General features: G+C 72.3%; 21 protein-coding genes. 14 read left to right on the forward strand and 7 right to left on the reverse strand.

Annotated features, from left to right (window positions below; translation table 11 throughout):
* Positions 1–14 precede the first annotated feature (14 nt).
* Positions 15–422, reverse strand: coding sequence for a GntR family transcriptional regulator (locus GA0070604_RS16650; protein ID WP_091118769.1), 408 nt, complete (start codon positions 420–422; stop codon positions 15–17).
* Positions 423–586: 164 nt separating this feature from the next.
* Here GA0070604_RS16650 and GA0070604_RS16655 point away from each other — a divergent pair, with 164 nt between their 5' ends.
* The 5 genes from GA0070604_RS16655 to GA0070604_RS16675 all read left to right on the forward strand — a co-directional run bounded on the left by GA0070604_RS16655 (position 587) and on the right by GA0070604_RS16675 (position 4,859).
* Positions 587–1,687 carry a winged helix DNA-binding domain-containing protein gene (locus tag GA0070604_RS16655; protein ID WP_091118770.1) on the forward strand — a complete coding sequence of 367 codons (1,101 nt, stop codon included), beginning with the start codon at positions 587–589 and terminating at the stop codon, positions 1,685–1,687.
* A gap of 370 nt (positions 1,688–2,057) precedes the next feature.
* On the forward strand, positions 2,058–2,468 hold the full coding sequence (locus GA0070604_RS16660) for an RlpA-like double-psi beta-barrel domain-containing protein (RefSeq protein WP_244161945.1): 411 nt from the start codon (positions 2,058–2,060) through the stop codon (positions 2,466–2,468).
* 16 nt (positions 2,469–2,484) lie between these two features.
* Positions 2,485–3,081, forward strand: coding sequence for a cell wall protein (locus GA0070604_RS16665; protein ID WP_091118772.1), 597 nt, complete (start codon positions 2,485–2,487; stop codon positions 3,079–3,081).
* A 67-nt stretch (positions 3,082–3,148) separates the two neighbouring features.
* On the forward strand, positions 3,149–4,012 hold the full coding sequence (locus GA0070604_RS16670; RefSeq protein WP_208602085.1) for a MauE/DoxX family redox-associated membrane protein: 864 nt from the start codon (positions 3,149–3,151) through the stop codon (positions 4,010–4,012).
* Positions 4,013–4,169: 157 nt separating this feature from the next.
* Positions 4,170–4,859: a hypothetical protein gene (locus tag GA0070604_RS16675; protein ID WP_141721310.1), complete on the forward strand. Its 690-nt coding sequence runs from the start codon at positions 4,170–4,172 to the stop codon at positions 4,857–4,859.
* A 17-nt stretch (positions 4,860–4,876) separates the two neighbouring features.
* Here the strand turns inward: GA0070604_RS16675 and GA0070604_RS16680 are convergent, their stop codons facing one another.
* The gene (locus tag GA0070604_RS16680) at positions 4,877–5,590 is read right to left on the reverse strand and encodes an RraA family protein (RefSeq protein WP_208602086.1); all 714 of its coding nucleotides are present in this window, start codon (positions 5,588–5,590) and stop codon (positions 4,877–4,879) included.
* Positions 5,591–5,699: 109 nt separating this feature from the next.
* On the reverse strand, positions 5,700–6,452 hold the full coding sequence (locus GA0070604_RS16685; RefSeq protein WP_091118775.1) for a dienelactone hydrolase family protein: 753 nt from the start codon (positions 6,450–6,452) through the stop codon (positions 5,700–5,702).
* A gap of 191 nt (positions 6,453–6,643) precedes the next feature.
* Between GA0070604_RS16685 and GA0070604_RS16690 the strand changes: the two genes are divergently transcribed.
* The 3 genes from GA0070604_RS16690 (at position 6,644) to GA0070604_RS16700 (ending at position 8,224) form a co-directional block, all read left to right on the forward strand.
* On the forward strand, positions 6,644–7,396 hold the full coding sequence (locus GA0070604_RS16690) for a L,D-transpeptidase family protein (RefSeq protein WP_091118776.1): 753 nt from the start codon (positions 6,644–6,646) through the stop codon (positions 7,394–7,396).
* Between the two features lie 128 nt (positions 7,397–7,524).
* Positions 7,525–7,923, forward strand: a complete 399-nt coding sequence (locus GA0070604_RS16695) for a DUF2267 domain-containing protein (RefSeq protein ID WP_091118777.1) — start codon at positions 7,525–7,527, stop codon at positions 7,921–7,923.
* Between the two features lie 22 nt (positions 7,924–7,945).
* Positions 7,946–8,224 carry a hypothetical protein gene (locus tag GA0070604_RS16700; protein ID WP_244161946.1) on the forward strand — a complete coding sequence of 93 codons (279 nt, stop codon included), beginning with the start codon at positions 7,946–7,948 and terminating at the stop codon, positions 8,222–8,224.
* 123 nt (positions 8,225–8,347) lie between these two features.
* Here the strand turns inward: GA0070604_RS16700 and GA0070604_RS16705 are convergent, their stop codons facing one another.
* Positions 8,348–9,571 carry a multidrug effflux MFS transporter gene (locus GA0070604_RS16705; protein WP_091127193.1) on the reverse strand — a complete coding sequence of 408 codons (1,224 nt, stop codon included), beginning with the start codon at positions 9,569–9,571 and terminating at the stop codon, positions 8,348–8,350.
* Positions 9,572–9,811: 240 nt separating this feature from the next.
* Between GA0070604_RS16705 and GA0070604_RS16710 the strand changes: the two genes are divergently transcribed.
* The 4 genes from GA0070604_RS16710 (at position 9,812) to GA0070604_RS16725 (ending at position 13,051) form a co-directional block, all read left to right on the forward strand.
* Positions 9,812–10,576: a DUF427 domain-containing protein gene (locus tag GA0070604_RS16710; protein WP_091127194.1), complete on the forward strand. Its 765-nt coding sequence runs from the start codon at positions 9,812–9,814 to the stop codon at positions 10,574–10,576.
* A gap of 139 nt (positions 10,577–10,715) precedes the next feature.
* Positions 10,716–11,249: a SigE family RNA polymerase sigma factor gene (locus GA0070604_RS16715; protein ID WP_091118778.1), complete on the forward strand. Its 534-nt coding sequence runs from the start codon at positions 10,716–10,718 to the stop codon at positions 11,247–11,249.
* Complete coding sequence (locus GA0070604_RS16720; RefSeq protein WP_091118779.1) at positions 11,242–12,111, forward strand: hypothetical protein; 870 nt, start codon at positions 11,242–11,244, stop codon at positions 12,109–12,111. The genes GA0070604_RS16715 and GA0070604_RS16720 overlap by 8 nt, the downstream gene beginning before the upstream one ends.
* A 433-nt stretch (positions 12,112–12,544) precedes the next feature.
* The gene (locus tag GA0070604_RS16725; RefSeq protein ID WP_091118780.1) at positions 12,545–13,051 is read left to right on the forward strand and encodes a winged helix-turn-helix domain-containing protein; all 507 of its coding nucleotides are present in this window, start codon (positions 12,545–12,547) and stop codon (positions 13,049–13,051) included.
* Between the two features lie 93 nt (positions 13,052–13,144).
* Here the strand turns inward: GA0070604_RS16725 and GA0070604_RS16730 are convergent, their stop codons facing one another.
* A complete protein-coding gene (locus tag GA0070604_RS16730; protein ID WP_244161948.1) occupies positions 13,145–17,509 on the reverse strand; it encodes a S8 family serine peptidase in 4,365 nt (1,454 codons plus the stop codon).
* A gap of 326 nt (positions 17,510–17,835) precedes the next feature.
* Between GA0070604_RS16730 and GA0070604_RS16735 the strand changes: the two genes are divergently transcribed.
* Positions 17,836–18,402, forward strand: coding sequence for a winged helix-turn-helix domain-containing protein (locus GA0070604_RS16735; protein ID WP_091118782.1), 567 nt, complete (start codon positions 17,836–17,838; stop codon positions 18,400–18,402).
* A 24-nt stretch (positions 18,403–18,426) separates the two neighbouring features.
* Here the strand turns inward: GA0070604_RS16735 and GA0070604_RS16740 are convergent, their stop codons facing one another.
* Positions 18,427–18,939 carry a hypothetical protein gene (locus GA0070604_RS16740; protein ID WP_167363491.1) on the reverse strand — a complete coding sequence of 171 codons (513 nt, stop codon included), beginning with the start codon at positions 18,937–18,939 and terminating at the stop codon, positions 18,427–18,429.
* The gene (locus GA0070604_RS16745; protein ID WP_091118783.1) at positions 18,929–20,740 is read right to left on the reverse strand and encodes a RyR domain-containing protein; all 1,812 of its coding nucleotides are present in this window, start codon (positions 20,738–20,740) and stop codon (positions 18,929–18,931) included. The genes GA0070604_RS16740 and GA0070604_RS16745 overlap by 11 nt, the downstream gene beginning before the upstream one ends.
* Before the next feature lie 314 nt (positions 20,741–21,054).
* On the opposite strand from GA0070604_RS16745, the gene GA0070604_RS16750 reads away from it, so the two are divergent.
* On the forward strand, positions 21,055–23,241 hold the full coding sequence (locus GA0070604_RS16750; protein WP_091118784.1) for an AAA family ATPase: 2,187 nt from the start codon (positions 21,055–21,057) through the stop codon (positions 23,239–23,241).
* Positions 23,242–23,255 lie beyond the last annotated feature (14 nt).

The raw sequence follows: 23,255 nt of genomic DNA on the forward strand, positions 1-23,255 counted from the left end.
GTCCTCTCCTCCGCTCACGCGGGCTCCTTCTGCGGTGACTGGTCGGCGAGCGCGGCCCGCATGGTGGTCTCCACCAGGGCGACGACGTCCTCGGGGGTGAGCCCCGCGGCGCGTGCCCGGTGCAGCCAGGCCAGCAGGTCTTCGCGCAGCTCGGCCTGGTTGGGCAGGGACGCGCCCGCCAGGGTCCGCTCGACGAACGTGCCGACCCCGGGCCGGCCGCCGACCAGACCCTCGATCTCCAATTCGCGGTACGCCTTGAGCACCGTGTTCGGGTTGATCGCCAACGACTGCGCGACGTCACGAACCTTCGGCAGCTGGTCGCCCGGCGCCAACAGTCCGACCCGGAGCGCCTGTTTCACCTGCTGCACGAGCTGCATGTAGGTGTTCACCTTCGACCGGCTGTCCAGCACAAACTCGATCACCCAGGACGTTCCTCTCTATTGTCCTACGGCAGTAGGACTATAGAGCAGCGTTGTCGTGATCGGTGACGCTGTCAAGGCCCACCCCGGCGCGTCGCCCGATGTGCTGACGTCCGATCCGGACGGGGGGTCCGGGCCTGTCGGTGGCTGGCCGTACCCTGGGGCCCGTGGCGGGTTCGGTCGATCGCGTGCAGGTGCTCGGCTTCCGGATGCGGGTCCAGCAGTTGGACCGCACGGACGGCACGTTGGGCGACACGGCCGTGCTCGACATCGGCGTGCAGGACACCGGGCCGGACGGCGGGCGGTGGGCGCTGCGCAACCGAGGGCTCGCCGGCCCGGTGCTCGCCGAGGCCGACCTGGCCACGATGTGGACCGTGCGCGGCGCTCCCCACCTCTATCGCCGTGAGGATCTGCCGCAGGTCGCCGCCGCCGTGACGCCGTTCTCCGACGCGGACGCCGGCAAGCGCATCTACGACGCGGCCAAGCCGTTGAAGGCGGCCGGCATCGGCAACCTGGCCGCGCTGGACGCGGTCGCCACCGCCATGCGGTCGGTGGTGACGGAGCCACTGGTCAAGGGCGAGGTGTCCGCCCGGGTGGCCGCCCTGATGCCCGAGCCCTACCTGCGATTCTGCCGGCCGTGCGACGGCATCCACCTCTACGAGATGCCGTTCCGGCTCGCGGCGGTGCGCGCCGGGCTGGAGCTGCGGGCCGGCACGTCGCCGCCGGTGCTGCAACCGATCGCCGGTTTCCGGCCGGCGGATCACGTGCCGGAGCGGTTCGACCTGATCCGCGCCTACCTGCGGCTGCTCGGCCCGGCCACGCCCAAGCACGTCGCCGACTACCTCGACGCGCCGGTCAAGGACGTCAAGGCCCGCTGGCCGGCCGACGTAGCCGAGGTGTCGGTCGCCGGCGAAACCCGGTGGGTGCTCTCCGCCGACGCCGACCGGTTCGACGCGCCGCGCCCGCAGGCGGTCCGGCTGCTCGGCCCGTTCGACCTGTTCCTGCAGGCCAAGGACCGCCCGCTGCTGGTCGACGACCCGGCCCGGGCCAAGGCCCTCTGGCCGGTGCTCGGCCGGCCCGGCGCGGTGGTCGCCGCCGGTGAGCTCGCCGGCACCTGGCGGCCACGTCAGTCCGGCGGGAAGCTGACGGTGCAGGTGGCGCTGTGGTCGGCGGCGTCCACCCGCCTCCGGGCCGCCATCACCGAGCAGGCCGAGCAGCTGGCCGCGCACCGGCAGGTCCGACTGGTCGAGGCGGACTTCACCGACTGACGCCCGGGGGCACGGCGGTGGCCGTGGACGGTCGCCACGGGCGGGCGTTCGACGACCCATGACCGGTTGGGCAGGTAGCCCGGCCGGCTGCTGCCGTCTCCGCCGCCGCCCGGTCGGCACGCCTGCCGCCCCGGGGCAGCGCCGAGACGAGTACGCCTGCCGCGGCTGCCGCCCGCGCTCCGGGCGCCGCCCGCTGTCGGCGCGGTGTCGCCCGCGCGGGGTGACCGGCGGGGAGACGAAGACGGCGCGCCAATTCCCGTCGGTAGGAAATCTTCCCCCACAGCGTTGACTTTGGTGATTTCCAACACAACAATCACCGTCTATATCGATGCTCATCGCTATAGATGAGTGACTATGGGAGGAGGTTCCCGTGGCAGCTCTGCAAGGCGAGATGTCCTGGTTCTGCTGCGGCAGCGCCTGGGGTCCCTGCGGCACCGCGGGCGGAGGCGCCTGCGGCACCTGCAAGTCGGGCAACTACCAGCACGCCTGGCCCAACGCCTCGGACGCATGCTTCGCCATCACCCGTCCGGACAGCTGCGGCATCAGCATGAGCCGCCGCACCTGCGGCTTCACGCACTACACCACCAACCCGTGCAGCGGCAAGCGGATCGGCACCACGATCGCCGACTGCGGCCCGCAGACCGATCTGTGGTGCGGCGAGCGCACGTGCTGCGGCGCGTCCTGCGGCACCAACCGCATCATCGACCTCACGCCCGCGGCGTACAGCGCCATCGCCAGTCTCTCCACCGGGCTGCGGCCCTGCTCGGTCGACGTCGTCTGAACGGGAGGACGCCAGGATGAAACAGACCCTGAACCGCCGACGGCTGCTCGCCACCGCCGCGCTCGGTGGCGTGGTCGGCGCCACCGGGCTCGGCTCGCTCGCCCCCGAGGCGGCCTTCGCCGCCGAGCCCGTCACCGTCGAACCCGGTGCCCCGGACCCGAACTTCGCCGAGGGCCGGATCAGCAAGATCTCCGGCCACATGCTGCTGGTCACCGGCTCGGACATGGTCCTGCACTCGATCCGGGTCACCGACGGCACCAGCATCTGGAAGCTGAATCCGACCACCTTCGACCAGGTGGCGATCGGGGACGGACTCTACGCCCGCGGCCTCCGCCTGCCCGACGGGACACTCGCCGCGGACTCCATCTGGGTCAACATCGTCAACCTGCACGCGCACATCGCGTCGGTCGGCCGCAACATGCTGCACCTCGACCACCAGGGCCGCCGGATCGTCGCGCACGTCGTGCCGGGACGATCCGCCGCGGTCTACAACGGCACCCCGGCGGTCAGCGACATGTCGCTGCTGCGGGTCGGCCGGCACGTCCAGGTGCTCGGCGCCTGGCATCCGGACACCAACGAGATCAGCATCGCCACCGTCTACGCCGCCGCCTGATCGGCGACGCCCGGGCGGCCGCCTACCGCCCGGGCACCGCCGGCCGGACCTTCCGATGGGAGAACCCATGATCGAGCTGATCGCGGCACTGCAACCGCTGGTCGTCGGCGCGGTGCTGATCTGGTCCTCGCGCGTCAAGCTGTTCAGCCGGCACGCCGCCGCGACCGCCAACCGGTCGGCACTCGTCCGGCTGCTCGGCCAGCGGCGGGCGCTGCCCGCGTACCGAGTGCTCGGCGGCGTCGAGCTGGCCCTCGGCGCGCTGCTCCTGTTGCCACCCGTACTGCGGCTGGAGGCGGTCGCCGCGACCGTGCTGGCCGTCGGCTTCCTGGGCTATCTGGCGTATGCCCGCCGGGCCGCGCCCACCTCCTCGTGCGGCTGCCTGAGCGCCCGTTCGGCCCCGGTCTCCGGCCGCAGCCTGGGCCGGGCCGCGCTGCTGGTGGCGGCGGGCGGACTCGCCGCCATGTCCCCCGCCGGATGGCCGGGCGCGCTGTCCGCGCGACCGCTGGCCGGGGCCGTGGTGCTGGTCGCCGAACTGGCCGCGGTGGTGGCGCTCTCGCCCGAGCTGGACGCCGCCTGGCTGTTGCCGCTGCGCCGGCTGCGCGCCCGGCTGACCCACCCGCTGCGCGGCGGGTCCGGCGTACCGCTGCTCGCCACCGTGCAGCAGCTCCAGCTCAGCGATGCCTACCGGCGGGTCGCGCCGCTGCTCCGCTCCGACGTACGGGAGCACTGGGACGATGGCGACTGGCGCTTCGTCGGGCATGCCGCGCGCTACCAGGGCCGCCCGGTGACCGCGGTGTTCGCCGTACCACTGGCCGACCGGGAGCCCGACGCGGTACGGGTCGCCGTGGTCGACGACGCCAGCGGAGAGACCCTGCTCAGCCTGGCCGGCGCGCCGCCCGCCGGGCCCCGACTCGCCATCGCCCCCGCCTGAGCCGGGCGGGGGCGGCCCGACGCCGCGGGATCGGCATCCGGGCCGGGCGGGACCCGGATGCCGACCCGTCCGATCGGCGCACCGGCTCCGCACCGCGGTGCCGCGCGCCGATGCCGAGATCCGTGCCCACGGCCACCGGTGGCGGTACGGTCCCGAGGTGACCACGGAAACCCCGATGCGGCGGGCGGAGAGCGCCGCCCTCGACTACTACCTGCTGCGCGTCGGGGCGGACGACGGCCGGGCGGCCGGGCTCGTGGTCGAGGAGTTCGTCCTGGCCGACGACCTCTCCGCGACCCTGCTCCGCAGCGCCGGCTGGACCCCGGCCGACGGCGGCTGGTGGAGCTCCGCCGCGTTCGCCCGGTCGGTCCGCGCGGACCGGGGACTCCGCGCCCGGCTGGCGGCTGTCGACCGCGCCACCGCCGCGGCGACCTACCGCCGGCTCGGCGGCGGCACGCTGCCCGGCGAAGAGGCGCTACGCGACCGCTTCCACGACGACCTGCCGCTGTCGTGCGGGGCGCCGCTGCGGCTGGGTGCCGGCCCGGACGTCCACCGGGTGCTGTTCGCCGGCGAGCTGGACGATCGCCGGATGGCCCGCCTGATCACGGCGCTGCGGCTCGACGACGCCACGAGCGCCACCGGGGCGCGACCCGGCGTGGTCGGCACCGGGCGGCTGCGGGTCGACGGCACGCACCTCCACTGGGACCTGCGACGCGTCGGCGGCGCATGGTGCCTCGACGTGATGTCGGAGCCGGTGCCCGGCGACGTGCTGCGCCGGCTGCTGCGCCGGCTCACCAGCCTGGCGCGCGGCCAGGGGCTGGTCCCCGCCACCATCGACCGCCTCTCCTGACCGGACGACTGCCGGCGTCACTCCTCGATCGCGCCACCCACCCGGCGCAGGTGCTCCCGGAACGTCAACGCTGGTTGGCTCCGCCGAGCGGTCAGGTACGCCCCGAACCCGACCTGCGCCCGCAAGGGCTCGCCAGCCCGGATCCGGTCGGCCTGCCGCCGCTCGACGTCCCGGATGGACTCGGCCAGGTCGAACAGCTCACCCGCCCCGGCGGCCGGTACGAAGAGCACGCCGTCCTCGTCAGCCAGCGTCAGGTCGTCGGGGCCGACCCGCCACTGCCCCACCTGGGCGGAGGCCAGCGCCTCGGCCGGCCGGGGGTCGAGCCGTCGCGGCCCGGTCGGCGTGGCGCCGAGGCTGAACACCGGCAGCCCGACCGAACGGATGTCCACCGTGTCGCGGTGCAGGCCCCAGACCACCACACCGGCCAGCCCCGCCGACTGCGCCTCCAGCACCACCAGGTCGCCGACGCACGCCTCGTCGGTACGCCCGCCGTTGTCCACCACCAGCACGTCGCCGGGTACGGCCCGGTCGATCGCCTCGAGGAAGATGTCGACGCTGCCGACGTGCCGGGCCGGCAGCACCCGCCCGGCCGCCCGGCCGCCGGCCAGCACCGGCCCCAGCCCGGGCGGGGCGCAGCGCACCGGGACGTCAGCCCGCAGGCAGGCGTCGGCGACGTGGGCGGTGGTCAGCGCGGCGAACCGCCGGCGCAGGTCGTCCGGGTCCATGTTCATGGCCCGACGGTAGCCAGCCGGGGCGGAGCGGGGCAGGGGCCAGTTTCCGGTCGGTGGCCTGCCGTCGGGCCTGCCCCCCGAGCCGAGCCGGGTGGCCGGCGAACCGGGGTCAGCGGCGGAACGTCCGGTCGAGCAGGTCGAACAGGGCGGCCCAGTGCCGCTCGGTGGCCCGCTCGTCGTACATCGGCGTGTCCGACTGGGTGTAGCCGTGCTGGGCGCCGGGGTACACCTCGGAGCGGTAGCTGACGTCGGCCGCGTCCAGCGTCTTCTCCAGCGTGGCGATCTGCGCGGCGGTCATCGACGGGTCCTGGTCGGCGTGGCCGAAGTACAGCTCGCCGGTAACCGAGCCGAGCGCCAGGTGCGGGCTGTCCGAGGCGTCGGTGACCACCCGACCCGCGTGGAAGGCGGCCGCCGCGGCGATCCGGTCCGGGTACGCCGCGGCGGCCCGCAGCGCGTTCGTCCCGCCCATGCAGTAACCGGTGATCGCCGCCGGGCCGGGCGCGACGCCCGGCTGCCCGGCGAGGAAGTCCAGGTACGCGGCGGCGTCCCGGGCCACCACCTCCGGGGTCAGCGCCTGCATCATCGGGCGGAGCTGTTCGAACAGCTCCCCGCGCCGGCTCGCGTCACCGAGCACGGACAGGTCGATCAGCGGCGCGCGGCCGGACCGGTAGAGGAGATTCGGCACCAGCACGACGTAGCCGCGGGCGGCGATCCGCTCGGCCATCCGCGCCACGGCCGGGCGCAACCCGAACGCGTCGGTGAAGAACAGGACGGTTGGAAAGGGCCCGTCCCCGTCTGGCCGGACAAGGTACGCGTCGGCCGCACCGTCGGCGGTCGGCACGTCCACGGTCGTCGTCTGCACTGCGGGGACCTCCTCGCGCTGGACCTTCCCCGTGCACGCTACCCGCGCCGCCGTACCCCGGCCCGTCGAGCCTCTCCGTCGTCCGCTACCCCTGTCGCCCGATCGGGCTATACATCCACAATTGACTCTGGACGGGACGCTGCTCTCGTCTCCACGCACTACCGTCAACCGCAGGAGTACGAAAGGGAGGAATGATGTTTCCCTTCACACCACCCAGCACGACCCGTCACCACGCCTCGCGGGCCGCCCTCGGGGCGACCCTCCTGGTGGCCGCCGGCCTGGCCGTCCCCGTCGGCCCGGCGTCGGCGGCCGGGCCGGTCACCGGCGCACCCGCTGCCACCGGCGCCGCCGTAGTGACGGTTGCCGCCACCAGCAGTCGGCCGCTCCTGCGGCAGGGCGCCAAGGGCGCGGCGGTGACCACGCTGCAACGCCGCCTCGCCGCGTTGCACTACGACGTCGGAGCCGTCGACGGCGCCTTCGGACCGTCGACGTTCCATGCGGTCGTCGCCTTCCAGAAGGTGAACGGCCTGGCCCGCGACGGCGTCGTGGGGCCGCGCACCTGGGCGGCGCTCGACCGCCCGGTCGTCCCCAAGCCGAAGTACACCCACTCCGGCTACTCGCTGGAGGCCAACCTGACCAAGCAGGTGGTATACCTGGCCCGCGGCGGTTCGGTGGTGCGCATCCTGGACGCCTCCAGCGGCAAGGCCAGCACGCCGACCCCGACCGGCAACTACACGATGCAGCGACGCATCGACGGCTGGCGGCAGAGCAACCTCGGCCTGCTGTGGCGGCCGTACTACTTCTACAACGGCTACGCGGTGCACGGCGCCACGTCGGTCCCGGCGTATCCGGCCAGCCACGGATGCGTGCGGGTGCCGGTCCCGGCGATGAACCGGCTCTGGTCGACCATCAAGATCGGCATTCCGGTGCACATCTACCGCTGACGATCGTCCGGCCGGCGGCCCCCGGGGTGGCCCGGGGGCCGCCGGCGTCCGTCGCGCGCACAGTCCTGCCGTTTGAGGGGGTGCTGGCGGGGAAAGCGGGGCATCCAGCCGAGAGAAGGGCCTTGCAGGTGGACGACAACCAGTTCATCGGCCTGGTGGCGAAGCGTACGGGGACGTCGTCGGAGCAGGCGACCGCCCTCGTCCGCGCCACGCTGACCACCCTGGCGGAACGTATCGACGGCGGCGAGGCACGCGACCTGGCCGGCCAACTTCCGCGGGGTCTGCGGCCGTACGCCTTCGCCTCCGGCGAGACCGCCGAGCGGTTCGGGATCGATGTCTTCGTCGAACGGGTCAGCGGGCGGGCCGACGTCGACGTCACGCAGGCGAAGGACGCGGTGACAGCGGTGTTCGACGTCCTCCGCGAGGCACTGCCGCCCGACGCGTACGAAGAAGTCGTCTCGCAGCTCCCGGCCGAGTACGGCGACGTCGCCGACCTGACCGCCCCCTTCGTCGAACGTACGCGCTGAGCGCGGTCATCGGGAGATCACGGTGAGCATCGACTGGGACGGGCAGGCCGATCCGCTGCGACAGCCGCCGCAGGCCGACGCGCAGGAGCAGCGGCAGGACGAGACGGTGGTCGGCCCGCCGGACCGGGTCTCGGAGGCCGTGCCGGAGGCGTCCGAGGCGGACCTGGCGGAGCAGGGCGTCCTGGTGCCGCCGAGCGACCAGGCCGACCTGGCCGGCTCGGTACGCGACGACCTGACCGCCGCCGACGCGCTGGAGCAGAACCAGGAGACGCCGGTGCCGGACGAGGATCGCCGGGGCTGAGCGGGCGCGGACGGCCGACGGACGCCATACGGCGAAGTGCCTTCGCGTTCAGGGCGATCCGGTCGGGAGCCTCGCCGCCGGCCCGCCGCCCGCGATGAGGGGCGGCGGGCCGGCGGGGCCGGGTCAGTGTGCGGCCACGGCGACCGCGGCCGGCTCGATCTCGGCCAGTCGCGCGGGCCGGACCACGGCCAGCAGGACGGCCATCGCCGTGACCATGCCACCGGCGACCACCGCGGCCATCGCCACGCTTCCGGTGCCGAGCGCCCCGACGAGCGGCGCGGCCAGGGCTCCGGTGCCGAACTGCACCGCGCCGAGCAGCGCCGCCGCGGTGCCCGCCGCCTCGCCGTGCCGGGACAGCGCCAGGGCGGGTGCGTTCGGCATGGCGAGCCCGGCCGCGGCGAGCACCACCCACAGCGAGGCCAGGATGGCGGCGAGGCCGCCGAAGCCGGTCGCGGCGACGGCAAGCAGCACCAGGCCGGCCACGGTGCCCGCGCCGAGCGCGGCGACGAGGATCCGCTGCGGCGGGTAGCGGCGCAGCAGCCGCACGTTGAGCTGGGTGGCGGTGATCAGGCCGACGGCGCCGGCCCCGAAGGCGAGCCCGAACTGCTGCTCGTCGAGCCCGTACTGCTGCTGGAAGACGAACGACGACCCGGCCACGTACGCGAAGAGCGCCGCCATGGCGAGCCCGGCGACCAGCACGAGGCCGACGAACGTCCGGTCACGCAGCAGGGTGGCGTAGTCCCGTACGGTGGCGGTCACGCCGCCGTGGCGACGCCGCTCGGGCGGCAGGGTTTCCTGGAGCCCGACGGCTGCGACGACGACCAGCAGTACGCCGAAGACGGCGAGGGCCACGAACACGCCCCGCCAGTCCGACCAGCGCAGCAGCCCACTGCCCAGGGTGGGGGCCAGGATCGGGGCCACGCCCATCACCAGCATCAGGCGGGAGAAGAGCTTCGCGAAGGCGGCGCCGCTGAACAGGTCACGGACGACCGCCGTCGCCACCACGGAACTGGCCGCGACACCGAGCCCCTGGAGCACGCGAAGGACCCCGACCACGCCGATGTCCGGCGCGATCGCGCACAGCGCGGACGCCACGATGTGCAGGCCGATACCGGCGAGCAGCGGCTTGCGTCGGCCCACCGCGTCGGACAGCGGGCCGATCAGCAACTGCCCGAGGGCGAGGCCGGCGAGGGTGCCGGTCAGGGTGAGTTGGACGGCCGCCGACGTGGTGTGCAGGTCGGTGGTGATGGCCGGGAGGGCGGGCAGGTACATGTCGATGGTCAGCGGCCCGATGGCGATCAGCGAGCCGAGGACGAGGACGAGGCGCAGCCGTTGCCGGGTGCTCATCAGGTCGCCGGCCAGCGCGGGCGGCGTGGGTGTCTCGATCGTTTCGACGGTCGCGGTCATGAGGTCGTGCCCGTCCGGAGCCGGACGGAGAACTGTGCGGCAGTCACATCAGCCACCAAATCACCGGGCGGCTGATCTCATTCCCGGCCGGGAGGATGGTGCCTCAGGTCACACGTCCGCGAACGCTCGTCGCGCCGATCGTTGCACCGGTAGCGACCCGAGCCAGCAGTGGAGGATCTGGTGCCGGACTATCCGAAGGCGATCACCCCCGTCGACCACATCGAGCCGGTGCCCCGCCGGGTCCGCGCGTTCCTCGCCGGCGAGCCGGTGCTGGACAGCACCCGGGCCCGGTACGTGTGGGAGTGGCCGTTCTACCCGCAGTACTACCTCCCGAGCGCGGACGTGCGCCATGACCTGCTGGTTGACGAAGAGCGTACGGAGCCGTCGCGGCGCGGCACCGCCCGGCTGCACGGGCTGCGGGTCGGCGACACCATCCGGGCCGGCTGCGCGCGGTGGTACGGCGACGACGCGCTGCCCGGGCTGGCGGACACGATCCGGTTCGACTGGGCCGCGCTCGACGGCTGGTTCGAGGAGGACGAGGAGGTTTTCGTCCATCCCCGGAATCCGTACGCCCGGGTGGACGCGCTGCGTTCCTCGCGCGGCGTCCGGGTGGAGCTGGACGGGACGGTGCTGGCCGAGTCGACGTCGCCGGTGCTGGTCTTCGAGACCGGCCTGCCGACCCGCTACTACCTCGACCGCACCGACGTGGACTTCCGGCACCTGGTGCCGTCGGACACCACGACCGCCTGCCCCTACAAGGGCCGGACCACCAACTACTGGTCGGTACGCGGCGACGGCACGCAGCACCCGGACCTGGCCTGGTCGTACAGCTTCCCCACCGCCGCGCTGCTGCCGATCGCCGGGCTGGTCGCCTTCTACAACGAGAAGGTCGACCTGGTCGTGGACGGGGAGCGGCTGGCGCGGCCGCGTACCCACTTCTCCTGACCCGGTACGACCGAGAGGCCACGCCGGCCTCGCGGCGGCACGGGAGGCCCGTCGGGGCGACCAACCGGACATCTTCTAGCATGTCAGGCCGGACGCGGCCGCCAGTTCGGCTCGACGAGATGCCACGGGGGTTGCCACGATGCCGTACGCCGACGTCGGCTCGTCGCCAGCCGACAGCGACGAGGCGACGTCCTTCGACGCCTTCTACCGGGCCACCCGGCAGCGGCTCTTCGACTTCCTGCACGCCCTGACCGGTGACGCCGCCGAGGCGCAGGACGTGCTGCACGAGGCCTACGCCCGGGCGTGGCAGCGGTGGTCGACGGTGACCACGTACGAGGCGCCCGAGGCGTGGGTACGCACCGTGGCCCGGCGGATCGCGGTGAGCCGGTGGCGGCGGGCCCGCAACCGGCTGATCGCCCACCGCCGGTCCGGTCCACCAGGAGAGATACCAGGTCCCGACCCGAACCGGGTCGCGCTCCTCGCCGCGCTCGCCCGCCTGCCGGTCGAGCAACGGACCGCCATCGTGCTGCATCACCTCTGCGACCTGCCGGTGGCCGAGGTCGCCCGGGAGACGGGCACGCCCGAGGGCACGGTCAAGGCCCGGCTGGCACGCGGTCGGCGTGCCCTCGCCGGCCTGCTCGGCGTCGACCTGGAGGAGACGAGCCATGTCTGACGAGCTTGACGCGCTGTTCACCACGCTGCGTGGGACGCCGCCGCCGGCCGTCTTCGCGCCCGCCGAACAGGTACGCCGGCGCGGCCGGCGCCGGAGCCACCGCCAGGTTCTCGCGGCGGGAGCCGGCGTGCTCACCGTCGCGGCGGTCGCCGGAGTGCTCGGCGCGGGCCTGCCCGGGTCACGTCCCGGTGTTCTCTCCGCCCCGGCCGCGTCGACCGCGTCGGCCGTGCCGCCCGCGTCGGCCGTCCCGACCCGGTCGGCGGCGTCCACCGACAGCTCCTCGGCGCCGGCCGGCCCGTCCGCACCCGTGCCCGCCACCCCGCTGCTCCAGGCACAGGACCTCGGCCCCGGTGACTGGCGGCGCTTCGAGGCGGAACAGCTGGAGAACCGGGATCGCTGGTACTGGGGATTCTGGGACGGCATGTGTCCGGGCTACCGGTCCGGTCCGCTCCCCTCGCTGCCACATCAGAAGGCCCTGGAGACGGTCGCCTACCGGATGGACGGGGCATCCGGTGGCGTCACCAGCGTGTCGCAGATCGTCGAGCGGTACACCGCCGGCTGGGGGCACGACAACCTGGCCGACGTCCGCGCCGTCATCGACCGGTGCGGGCAGCCGGAGCCCACGACGGCGACGCCGACCGTGGAGCGGTTCGCCATCGTGGAGACCGGCTTCGCCGGCGACGAGTCCCTGCTCGTCCGGCAGGACCTGGTGCGGCTACGGACGAGTTCGGCCGGCGCCGAGCATCTCGGCTACATCGCCGTCGTCCGGGTCGGGGATGTGGTGACCACGGTCCGGGCGTACCCGCCGGAGCCAGACCGGGTGCGCGGCCTGGCCGGACTGGCGGCGGCCCGGCTGGGATGAGCCGTGCCGGGGCCGGCGACGGTCGGGGCGGCGCGCGTGGCGGTGGGATCGGGTGGTGCGGGTACGCCGGGTGAGGTCAGGCCCATTCACGACTCACGGGCGCAACATGGCCGACCCGGGACTGTAACGACCGAATCTTGATATACCAGTTACATCGATGTACAATAGTATACCAATTCAAGAAGCGGTCCGGTGGCCGCCGGAAGAGATGCCTCACAACGACTTGAACCGGCGACTCCACCAAAGGCCGCACACCCGAACAATCCGAGTAGACGGGAAATTCGGTTTTCGCACTGGTTCGCATCGGACCAGTCACGTGCTGACCATTCGCAGGCGCCCGCACCAGCTTCGACCTGGCCAGGACCAGTTGGCCAAGTGCTCGACGCCGCGGAGAAATGCCCCTGGAACAGGCGTAACCGGAAGAGGGCGGAGAATGAGCGGAATTCCGACCGCATCCCTGGTCATCGGCATTGCGTCCTCGCCGGACGAACGCAGGCGGCTCGCACAACTGCTCGCCGGGGCGGCGGCCATCCTGATCGTGTCGAGCGTCGACCAGGCCCGACAGTTTCTCGGCGCGCCCGGGGCGTCCCGGGCCACCCCCGCACCACCCGTCGAGGCCGCGGCCCCCGAGGCCCCAGCGGGCGTCGGCACGCCGCCCGAACTGAGCGTCGACTCCGACCGACGGGTGCTGCGCTGGCTGGACCGGGAGATCGAACTGACCCCGCTGGAGCACGACTTCCTGCGCTGCCTGGTCGGCACACCCGGACAGGTGTGGACCTACGAGCGGCTGCACCTGACCGTCTGGGGCAACCGACACCTGGGCCGCGGCTCCGACATGCACTCGGTGGTGCGCCGGGTACGGCGCAAGCTCGCCCGGCTGGACGCCTCGGCGACGATCCACGCGGTCCGTGGGGTCGGCTTCCGCCTGGCCACCGCCTGACCGTCGCCGCCCGGTCGACCCACCGCGCCACGCGATCCGGCCCGCCTGGTCGATGACCAGGCGGGCCGGATCCTTCATCTGTCGGTCAGATCGTCAGCACTTGATCGGGGAGAGCGCGAAGTCCTCCACCGTGGGCGTGCCGCTGACCAGCTTCGCCTGACGGGTCTGGGGCTTCCAGCCGTCCTTGGCGACGATGATCGTCAGCGGGTTGTTGCGACGGTCCATCCAGTAGGCGTACTTGCCGTCGGCGTCGGTGGCGAACGTGTACGAACTCGTCCACGAGTCGACCTGGACGACCGCGCCAACCAGCGGCGCCTTGGCACCCTGGCAGCTCGTCCCGGTGACCGTGCCCATCAGCTTGCTCCAGGTGTTCGGCGGGTTCGCGGTCATCGTCACCGGCACCGGCTGCACCGTGTACGGCGTGTTCTGCTTGATCGCGATCGAGGCGCTGTACGCACCCGGCTGGTCGACGTTCGCCGTCATCGTGACGTTGACCGTGACCTTCTGACCCGGCGCCAGCGTGGCCGACGTCTTGTCGATCGTCATCCAGCTGACGTCCGCCGAGGCCTCGGCGCACTGCTCGAACCCGGGCAGCGCCTCGCTCTCCGCCTGGGCGTCGAAGCTGCCCGACGAGCCACCGACCTTGTAGAAGCCGCAGGCCGCGCCGCCACGGTAGCGGGCGGTGTTGGCGTTCGGCAGGTTCGACCACGAGTTGCTGGCCGGGTCGTACGCGAAGCCGGCGTTGGTGATGGCCCCGCCCTGCACGCCACCGACGACCAGGAGCTTGCCGCTCGCGACGGCGAACGAGCTGGCCCAGTTGTCGGCCGGCGCGTCGGCGATGGCCTTCCAGGTGTTGGCCCCCGGGTCGAAGGCGTAGCCCGCCTTCTGCGCCACGGAACCGTCGTTACCGCCGGTGCAGTAGACGACACCGTCGATCCCGCCGCAGGACAGGAACGCCACCGACTTCGGGTAGTTGGGCAGCGTCTCCCAGGCGTCGCTGCCCGGGTCGTACCGGACGACGGAGTTCGACATCGGCGTGCAGGACGACGTCGTGCACCCGCCGACGGCGTACAGCTTGCCGTCGACGACCGCCTGGCCGGCCGCGGAGCGCGGCGCGGGGTTGTTGGCCTTCTTCGTCCAGCTGTTGGCCGCCGGGTCGTACGACCAGGTGGTGCCGTCGGGCCCGGACGCGCCCCAGCCACCGGTCACGATGATCTTCCCGTCCGCGACGCCCACCGTCACGGCGTTACGCGCGCCCGGAAGATCGGCGATCGGCGCCCAGTTCTGCGCGATCGGGTCGTAGACGTAGTTCTTCGCGGTGGAGGCCGTCCCGTCGCCACCAGCGATCGAGTAGACCTTGCCGTCGAGGTTCACCACCCGGTTGTCCATCACCTTGGCCGGGTAGTTGGCGATGTCCGTCCAGGGCGCGGCGTGCGGGCCGGTCGCGGCGGAGGCCGCCGTGGCCGACTTGCCGGACGTCTGCGCGGCGAACGACGTCGGGACGTTGAGCCGCTGCTCCGGTGCGCCGCTGGCGGCGAGCAGCTGCTGCTTGCTCAGCTGGGAGCCGTCGGCCCGCTGGAGCACGAAGCCGCCGTCCCGCTCACTGAACTCCACGTCGACCGGAGCCCCGCCGGTGTTGGTCACCGTGAAGCTCTTGCTGACCTTGCCGTCGGGCATCTTCGCGGAGCCGACCACCTCGGCCGGCTTGATCGACAGCTGGCCGGCCGCGAGCTGGAAGCTCGTGCTGGTCACCCAGTCGGTCGCGACGTTGACCTGCTTGCTCTGGCCGACGTACTTGCCGGCGTTGGCGGTGAACTTGTGCGAACCGGTCAGCGACGAGAACATCCAGAAGAAGCCGTCGGGCAGCTTGGTGTCGTCCGGCGTCGCCACCGAGGTGGTCTTCTCCGCCGGCCGGTCGTCGCTGGTGACGGTCGCGCCGTTGACGTAGCTGTTGTCGTTCTTGTCCTGCACGTGGCCGATCACCAGACCACCGTCGACCGGCTGGCAGGTGACCTGGCTGCCGATCAGCACGTTGTCGACCTGCCACCACCACGCCCAGGCGGCGTCGTAGTAGCGGAACCGCACCCGGGTCTGCGCGTTGCCGGCCGCCTGCGGGATCTTGATCTCGGTGACCAGCGGCCCGCGGGCGTTGGCCGACTGCAGGAGGACGTTGGTCCAGGTGGTGCCGCCGTCGAGGCTGAGGTCGACCGCCCCGCGGTTGGCGCTCAGCTGCCGGAAGTCCTGGTTGAACCGGATCACCGGCGCCGCGACGTTGGTCAGGTCGACGACCGGGCTGACGAGCGAGGTGTCCTGCCGCTGGCCGCTGCCGTACTTGTCGCTGTCGACGATCGCGAAGTTACCGGTGCCGCCGGTCAGGTTGCCCCGGTTGCCCGGGTCGTTGAACTGCCAGACCTGGCCGTTGCCGAGCCCGTCCACCACGGACCAGCCGGCCGGCACCGTGGCGCCGTCGAAGGTCTCGTACACCCCGTCGGAGCCCCACCGGTAGCCGGGCGCCGCGGTGCACGAGTTGGCGACCACCGGAACGGCCACGTTGTGGGTGACGTTGCCCGAGCCGACCACGACGTCCTTGGTCACCGTCTGGTAGCCCGGGTACTGCGGCTCGACCTTCACGCTGTACGTCGCCCCGGCCGGGAGCTTGAAGCTGTAACGGCCGTCGGCGGGCGTGGTGTAGTCGGACACACCCGACGGGCCCTCGACGCTCACCTTCGCGTACAGCGGCCAGCCGTGTCCGGAGCCGTCGGTGACCGAACCACTGACGGTGACGCTGGGCACCGCCGACAGCGCGACGTTGGTCGTCGTCGTCGCGTCCTTGGTGATCTTCGCCGACACCGTCTTGCTCTGGTAGGCGAAGGCCGAGACGGCGACCTGGTAGTCACCAGCCGGCAGGAGGGACGAGTACTTGCCGTCGCTCCCGGTGGTCAGCTGGCGGTCGGCCCCACCGGTCAGGGCCACCGTGGCACCCGCGATCGGGGCACCGGTGGCCGCGTCCGTGACGGTGCCGGCCAGGGTGCCGGTGTCGCCGATCGGGGCCGCGTTGAGCAGCGCGAGGACGTCCAGCCGGCCCTCGCCGTAGACGTTGTTGTTCGCCGCGGTGCCGCCGCACTGGGTGTCGGCCTTGTCGACCGCACTGGTGTTGAGCAGCGCGCGGGTGGCGGTGATGTCACCGACCAGCGACGGCGCCGCCGACCACAGCAGCGCGACCGCGCCCGCGAGGTGCGGGGAGGCCATCGAGGTGCCGTTGTAGCTGGCGTAGCTGCTGCCCGGAACGCTCGACCGGACGTTCACGCCGGGTGCGGCGATGTTCGGCTTGATCGTTCCGCCCTGTCCAGCTCCACGGGAGGAGAAGCTGGCGATGTTGTTGTTGATGTCGTACGCGCCGGCGGAGTAGTTGCTGGTCAGGCTGCCCGGCGAGCCGCTGGTCTGGCAGCCCGGACCGTTGTTGCCGTTGGACCAGGCGCCGAAGATGCCCGAGGCGGTCCAGGCGTTGGTCACGTCCTCCATGAACGGTTCGTTGGAGGGCAGCGTGGTACCCCACGAGTTGTTGATGATGTTCGGCCGCTTGCTCGCGTCCGGGTTCTGACCGTTGAGGTCCCGGGGCTGCAGCATCCACTGGCCGGAGGAGATCAGCGCGGCGTCGCTGGGGCAGCAGCCGTTCGCCGCGATCCACTTGACCTCGGGCGCGACGCCGATCTGGTTGGCCCCGTCGGAGCCGGCCATCGTGCCCATGGTGTGGGTGCCGTGGCCGTTGCTGTCGCAGGGGGCGGCGGCGCAGGTCCCGGCGGCGTTGTACCAGTTGTAGTTGTGGTCGAACGTGCCGTCGCCGTTGTTGCCGCGGTAGGAGCTCACCAGGGCCGGGTGGTCGAACTGGACCCCGGTGTCGATGTTCGCCACCGTGATGCCGGCGCCCTTGACCCCGTACTGGGACCAGACCTGGTCGGCCTTGATGTTCGCGATGCCCCACTCGAGGGCGTTCACCGTCTTCTCGTTGGTGCCCTCGGTGACCTCGGGCACCTTGTACTCGATCGGGGCGTACAGGCCGTCGACCTCGGCGTGCGCGGCGAAGTTCTGCACCATCGTCGAGGAGCCGCCGCTGACCTTGATGGCGTTGGTCGCCCAGAAGGTCTGGTACTTCACGCCGGAGCTGTCGAGCTCGGCCTTGATCTTGGCCTGGCTCGCCGCGGCGGTCTTCTGCAACGCCTCGGCGACCGCGGTGCCTCGCTTGGTCCAGTCCTTGATCGCACTGGCCTTGCTCAGGTCCGCCTTGTCCTTGAAGTGGATCCAGAAGTCGCCCTCGTTCTTGGCCTGCAACTGCTTCGCCAGGTCCGGGCGAATCTTGTCCGAGGGGGATGCCGCGCCTGTTCCCGTGCCGGCCTGGGCGCCGGTGCTGGCGGCGACCAGGGCTGTCGCGGCGAGGGCCAGAGCCGCGCCTGCGCTCACCAGAGATCTGGCTACGCGCCTCGAATGTGGACGTCTCAGCATCGCTGCTGCCTCCTCCAGAACGACCCGCAGTTGATCGAGCCATGGCGAAGGGTGCAGGAGATCCTTCCCGTGTGGATCACGCCGGAACGAACGAACCCCCCGTGCCCCGGGGCCGCCGTGCGGGTCACGCCGGCTGCCCGGTTGGACACTATGATCTAGCGGAAAGGACGATCAAGGACAGGACGTGAGCAACTTGTCACTAACGGTTGCCTAGTTCGCGGCAAGATTGACAATTACTGTCACGGCCAGGACGAGGTTGGGCGGAAATTGCCCATCGTTTCGGGGTGGGGGCTGTGGTCGAGTACGACGAGAGCGCTGTGCCGGACGAGTCGGCTCCGGTCGAGAACCTCTTTCCACTGTTGATAGCGGTGACGCCGTCACCGGCCGAGCGGATCCGGCTCGCGGAACTCCTCGACGGCGTCGCGCCGCTGCTGCTGGTGGCCGACCTCGATGAGCTGCGCAAACTGATCGCGGCTCCGAAGCAACCCGCAGCGACGCCGTCCACACCGGCGCCCGCACCCGCCCCGCCGCCGGCACCTGACGAGGTCCTGCTGATCGACTCTGTCCGGTCCACCGCCCGCTGCGGGGACCGGGAGGTCGGTCTCACCCGACTTGAGCACGACCTGCTGACCTGCCTGACCACCGAGCCGGTCCGGGCCTGGAGCTACGCCGAGCTGCACCGGTCGGTCTGGCGTGACGAGGGACGGCAACGCAAGGCGGACGTGCAGTCCCTGGTGAAGCGACTACGGCGCAAGCTCACCAAGCTCGGCACCGGCGTCACCATCGACGCCGTACGCGGTGTCGGATTCCGGCTGACCGACCATCAGCGTCCGCGGATCGGCGGCGCGTGAGGCTCGGCCGCCTCGGCGGGGCACTCATTCCTGCGTGGGCGCTCGCCGCGCACCGGTGGGCCACAGGATCGTGGTCGGAATGCCGCGCCGCCGCGCCTCGTCGACGGTGCGGTCCGTCGCCGCGGCGTGGTGCCCGGGTTCGCCGTCCCAGACCGCCACGAGTCGCTGAACCCGGCGGAGCAGCTCCCGGTTGGCGGCCACGTAGGCGGCGGTGCCGGAGCGCCGGTGCCCGGTGTGGACGACCCGGGTGGCACGCTGGAGCAGTTCGTCGAAGGCAGCCCGACTGTCCGCTCCGACCGCCACGGACCGGTAGTCCGGGGCCGGCAGGATCACCTCGTACGTGCCACCGGTGGCCAGGACCGCGCGCGCGAAGAGCTGGTCGGCGCCGGCCGCCAGACAGGTCACGCCGTGCACCGGTCGGTCGCTGATCCGCCGCAGCTCGACGCGGAGGGCATCGGCGACGAGCCGCTCGGTCGCCGGGGTCAGGTGGATGTGCCCGGTGATGCCGACGCGCAGCGGCGCGGGGTCAGGCCCCATCGGCCGGTCCTCTCCGCTGCGCCGGCACGGCGGGTGCCAGCCGGATCAGCTCGAACCCACTGTCGGACAGCACGTCGGGCAGCGCCCGGATCTCCTCGCGGTTCTGTTCCTGGACGTCGGGGGCCAGCTCGGGCCAGGGTCGCAGCGCGGGATGCCGCCGCCGGACGTCGTCGCGCGGCTCGCCGTACGTCCAGCCCTCCCCCTGCCGTTCTCGGCACCACCGCTCGTGTTCCAGTCGGGCGAGTTCGTCGATCCGGTCGTCGATGGCCTGCCCGGCGGCCGAGGCGTCGCCGGTGCCGCCGTGCCGGGGTGCCACGACGCAGCCGAGATCCAACAGCTTGGCGGCGATGTCCTGGACGTGGGCGCGGTTGGCCTGCCGCAGTGACTCGGGCAGACCCGACCAGTCCACCATCGCGGGCGCCTCACCGAGGCGTACCCCGGCCCGCCGCTGGGCGTGCAGATACCGGTCGTGGATCTGCTGGGCCAGCCGTTCCGTGAGGTCCTCGGCGATCAGTCGGGCGTCGCAGGCATGGGTGAGCACCGGATAGAGGCGCAGCTTGCCGTGCACCTCGTCGAGCAGGTCGTGGCGGGAGTCGCCGTGGAAGGCCGCGGCGAGCGCCGCCTGCCGGTAGACCGGCACGAAGACGGCGGTCTCCGCTCCCCGCCAGAGCGCGGGTGTGTCCAGCACGAACTGCAGCCCCTTGCGCTCGTCCGGGGCGCAGAGATAGATCCGGTCGTAGCCGCCGGCGGCCAGTTGCGGCAGACCGGTGAGCCCGTCGAGGTCGACGTCGTACGCGGCGAGTCGGCAGACGGTGGCCAGGAAGGGGTAACGGGCGGCGGCCAGGGCGAGTTCGGTGCCGGCGTCGGGCGCCACGAGGTCCACGTGCAGGGGTGGGACCGGCTCGCCGGTATGCGGGTCGGCCCGGCTCTCGCGCCAGTGCCGAGCGGTCTCCACCAGCAGGGCGCGGCGGAAGGCGCCGGTGCCGGCGATAAGGACCCGCGCCGGCCGGCCGGCGGCGGGGCCGCGCAGCGGGTGGTGCCGGTGCAGCGCGCGGGCGGCGATGTCGTCGACGTGGAAGTAGTCGAGCCGCAGCCGGCTGGATCCGGCGGCGCCGAGCCGCCGCGCCTGCAGCGACAGGCACATCTCGGGGTCGTGGACCTGGACGTAGACCCGGGGCGTCTGCCGCCGGTCCTGGATCAGTCGGCTGGCGGCGTTGGCGATGGCGTGGTTGCGGTCGTCGTTTCCGGTGCAGGCGTAGATGGTGCGGGCCATGGGCAGGCCGGCGCCGCGCAGCACCTCGGCGCTGGTCGGGTCGCCGACGACGCCGAGGTAGCGGCGTTGGCGGTACTCCAGTGGGCCGAACGGTTCGGAGCGCACCACGACGACCCGTTCACCGTCGGCGAAGAGCCGGTCGGCGAGCATCTGGGCGAACTGGGAGTCACCACAGACCAGGGCGTGGCCGCGGGCCCGTCGGGCGCGCAGGCGGCGGATCTCGGCCGCCAGCAGCAGCCGGCTGGCCTCGGCGACGGCGAGCAGGGTGAACAGCGGGGCGGTGAAGCGGGCGACCTGCAACTGCCACGGGTAGGGGCCGGCCTCCTGGAACGGTTCGGCGCCGAGGACGAAGAGTTGGAGGTCGTAGTAGAGCACGTCGTACCGGTCGTGGAGGCTCTCCGGTCGGACCCGCATCAGGTGTTCGAACCCGAGGTAGCCGAGCACCAGAGAGAGCAGGCCGATGACTCCGAACACGATCCGCAGCCAGCGCGTGGTCGGGCGGACGAAGCCGGCGAGGGGTTGCGTCATCGAGCGGCTCTCGTGCCGGCGGGGCCGTCGGGACACGCGCCGACCACGCCGGGGCACCGGGATCGACGCCGCGGCCACCAGGTTGCGACCATGAGCCTTATGGTATTGGACGTAGTCGATCGCGATGGTGCTCGGCGCACCTGACCGATCGGCTCTTTTCGCAGGTGAGCCCGAGCCGATGGCCGGCGAGGGTCCGCCTCGTTCGCTACGTACGGCTACGATTTGAAGACGGCCCGAAGCCGGCGTACGAACGGAGCGGACCGCGGTACGGGAATGCCTGGTGCCCAGACCGGAGCTACCGGAGGATCAGGAAGATGGACGTACTCGGACCACCGGCGGTCGGTCCGGTCAATCCGTTCTCCGCCACGGCCGTCGCCCGCGTGAGCGAGGACGGCGCGGACGCCATCACGGTGGTCACGGTCGCCATCCGCGACGCGCTCGCTCACCTCGACAACTATCTGCGCACCGGGGACGGCGGGACGGTCGCTGTGGTCGGCGACTACGGCACCGGCAAGACCCATCTCGCGGTCGAGTTGCTGGCTCATGCCCGACGGGCCGACCATCCGGCCGGGAGGGCCGTCTACCTCGACGCGCCGGCCGACACGTTCCTGTCGTTGAGCCGCCGGTTCCTGGGCCGGCTGTCCCGCGACGCGGTTCGTGCCCTCGTCGCGGAGCGGCGGGCGGAGTCGCCCGCCCCGCCCACGGCGCGCGACGGCGACCGGGAGCCGGCCGACCGGCTGCTCGCCGGGCGGTTACGCGAGGAGCTGGCCGAGGTCACCGCCGACCCGTCCTTCGGCACGGTCCTGGCGATGCTGCTCGATCCCGCCACCGAGGCGATGGCCTGGGACTGGTTGATGGGCTATCCACCCGGGCCGGCGCTGGTGGCCGCCGGGGTCACCGCGCGGGCGGACGTGGAGTCCGGCGCGGTGGAGACGATGGGCGTGCTCGCCCTGCTGCACGGGCGCCGGCACGAACGCTTCGTCCTGGTGCTCGACGAGCTGGACAAGATCCTCTCGGCGGCCGGGCGGCCCGGTGACGAGATCATGGCCCGCTTCGCGCGGATGATCGGGGTCTTCGGGTCGGCCGGGGCGTTCCTGGTCATCGCCGGGCTGCCCGACATGCTCCATCTACTCAGTCCGGACGTGCGGCAGCGGATCGGGCCGATCGTGCGGATGTCGGCGTTGAGCGCGGCGGACGTCCAGGAGTTCATCCGGCGAAGCCAGCTGCGGGCGTTCGGCCAGGCCCGGCTCGCGCCGTTCACGGAGGAGACCACCGAATACCTCACCAATCTGGCCGACGGGGTGCCGCGCCGGACGATCCGGCTCTGCTACCACCTCTACCAGCGGGCGGCACTGGCGCGTACGCCGGTGACCCACCAGATGGTCCGCGAGGCGATCCGGGTGCAGTTCGACCTGGCCAGCCGGCAGGATGTCGGCGCGGACGTGCGGCGGGTGCTCACCCAGGACGGTTGGTCGTACCAGCGGGACCATCTGGTGGGGTCGATGCGGGACCTGCCGGTCGACTTCTGGGTGCCGCTGGACGAGCAGGACGCCGGCTGCTGCGTGCTGCTGTCCGAGTCGGTGCTCAAGGCCGAGGAGGTCGACGAGCTGAATCGCCGGGTGGTGGCGATCCGGGCGGCGGTGCCGGACAGTGAGGTCATCCTGGTCGTCGTCGGGCACCTGCCGGCGGACCACGCCGCGGAACTCGCGGCCACGTTCAGCCTGGAGCCGATCGTCTACGACCCGCAGACGTTCGCCGAGGACCTGTCGGGCAGCGTCAAGGCGTTGATGCGCCGGCTGGAGCAGGTGGTCGGCGCGGACGCGCTGACCTCGGTACGGCAGCGGGTCGAGCGCATCCAGCGTCAACAGAGCAACACCCAGCGGTCCATCGAACGGTTGTCATACCAGCTCGACGAGATGCGCGGTGAGCTGCACGAGGACCTCAGAGGTTCGCGGCTCGACGCCGGCTCCACGGTCCGGCGCGGGCCGGCGACCGGCGTCGTGTCGCCGTTGCCGGGCCGGGTGACCCGCGTCTTCGTCGAGGCGATCCAGGCGCTCGATCAGCTCACCGGCTTCGAGCGTCACCTGCAGGACGCGTTCACCCCGCCACGGTCCGGGACGGGGCGGTCGACCGAGGAGGGTGGGGCACCGCTGCGGTCGCGGCTACGCTCCCGGGACGTGCAGCGGGCCCTGGGTACGTCGATGGTGCTGCGGCGGCTGATCGAGGCGTTCCGGTACGGCGTCGAACAGTGGTACGAGCGGCACTCCCGCGACCCGCAACCGGCCGACCTGGAGCAGTTGGACCGGCTCTGCGAGACCTACGACGGGATCGCCGAATACCTGCCGTTGTTCCAGCTCGACGCGTTGGGTGACCTGGCCACCCCCGCCATGGACGGCGACGACGCGACAGAGCCGCCGGACCGGTCACGCGGCTGGTCCGGGGCGAGGTCGGTGTTCCACGGGCTGAGCGGCCACGTACGGCAGTTGATGGTGCCCGTCTGACCCACCGGGCGCTG

Source organism: Micromonospora eburnea (assembly GCF_900090225.1).
GTDB classification, from domain to species: Bacteria; Actinomycetota; Actinomycetes; order Mycobacteriales; family Micromonosporaceae; genus Micromonospora; species Micromonospora eburnea.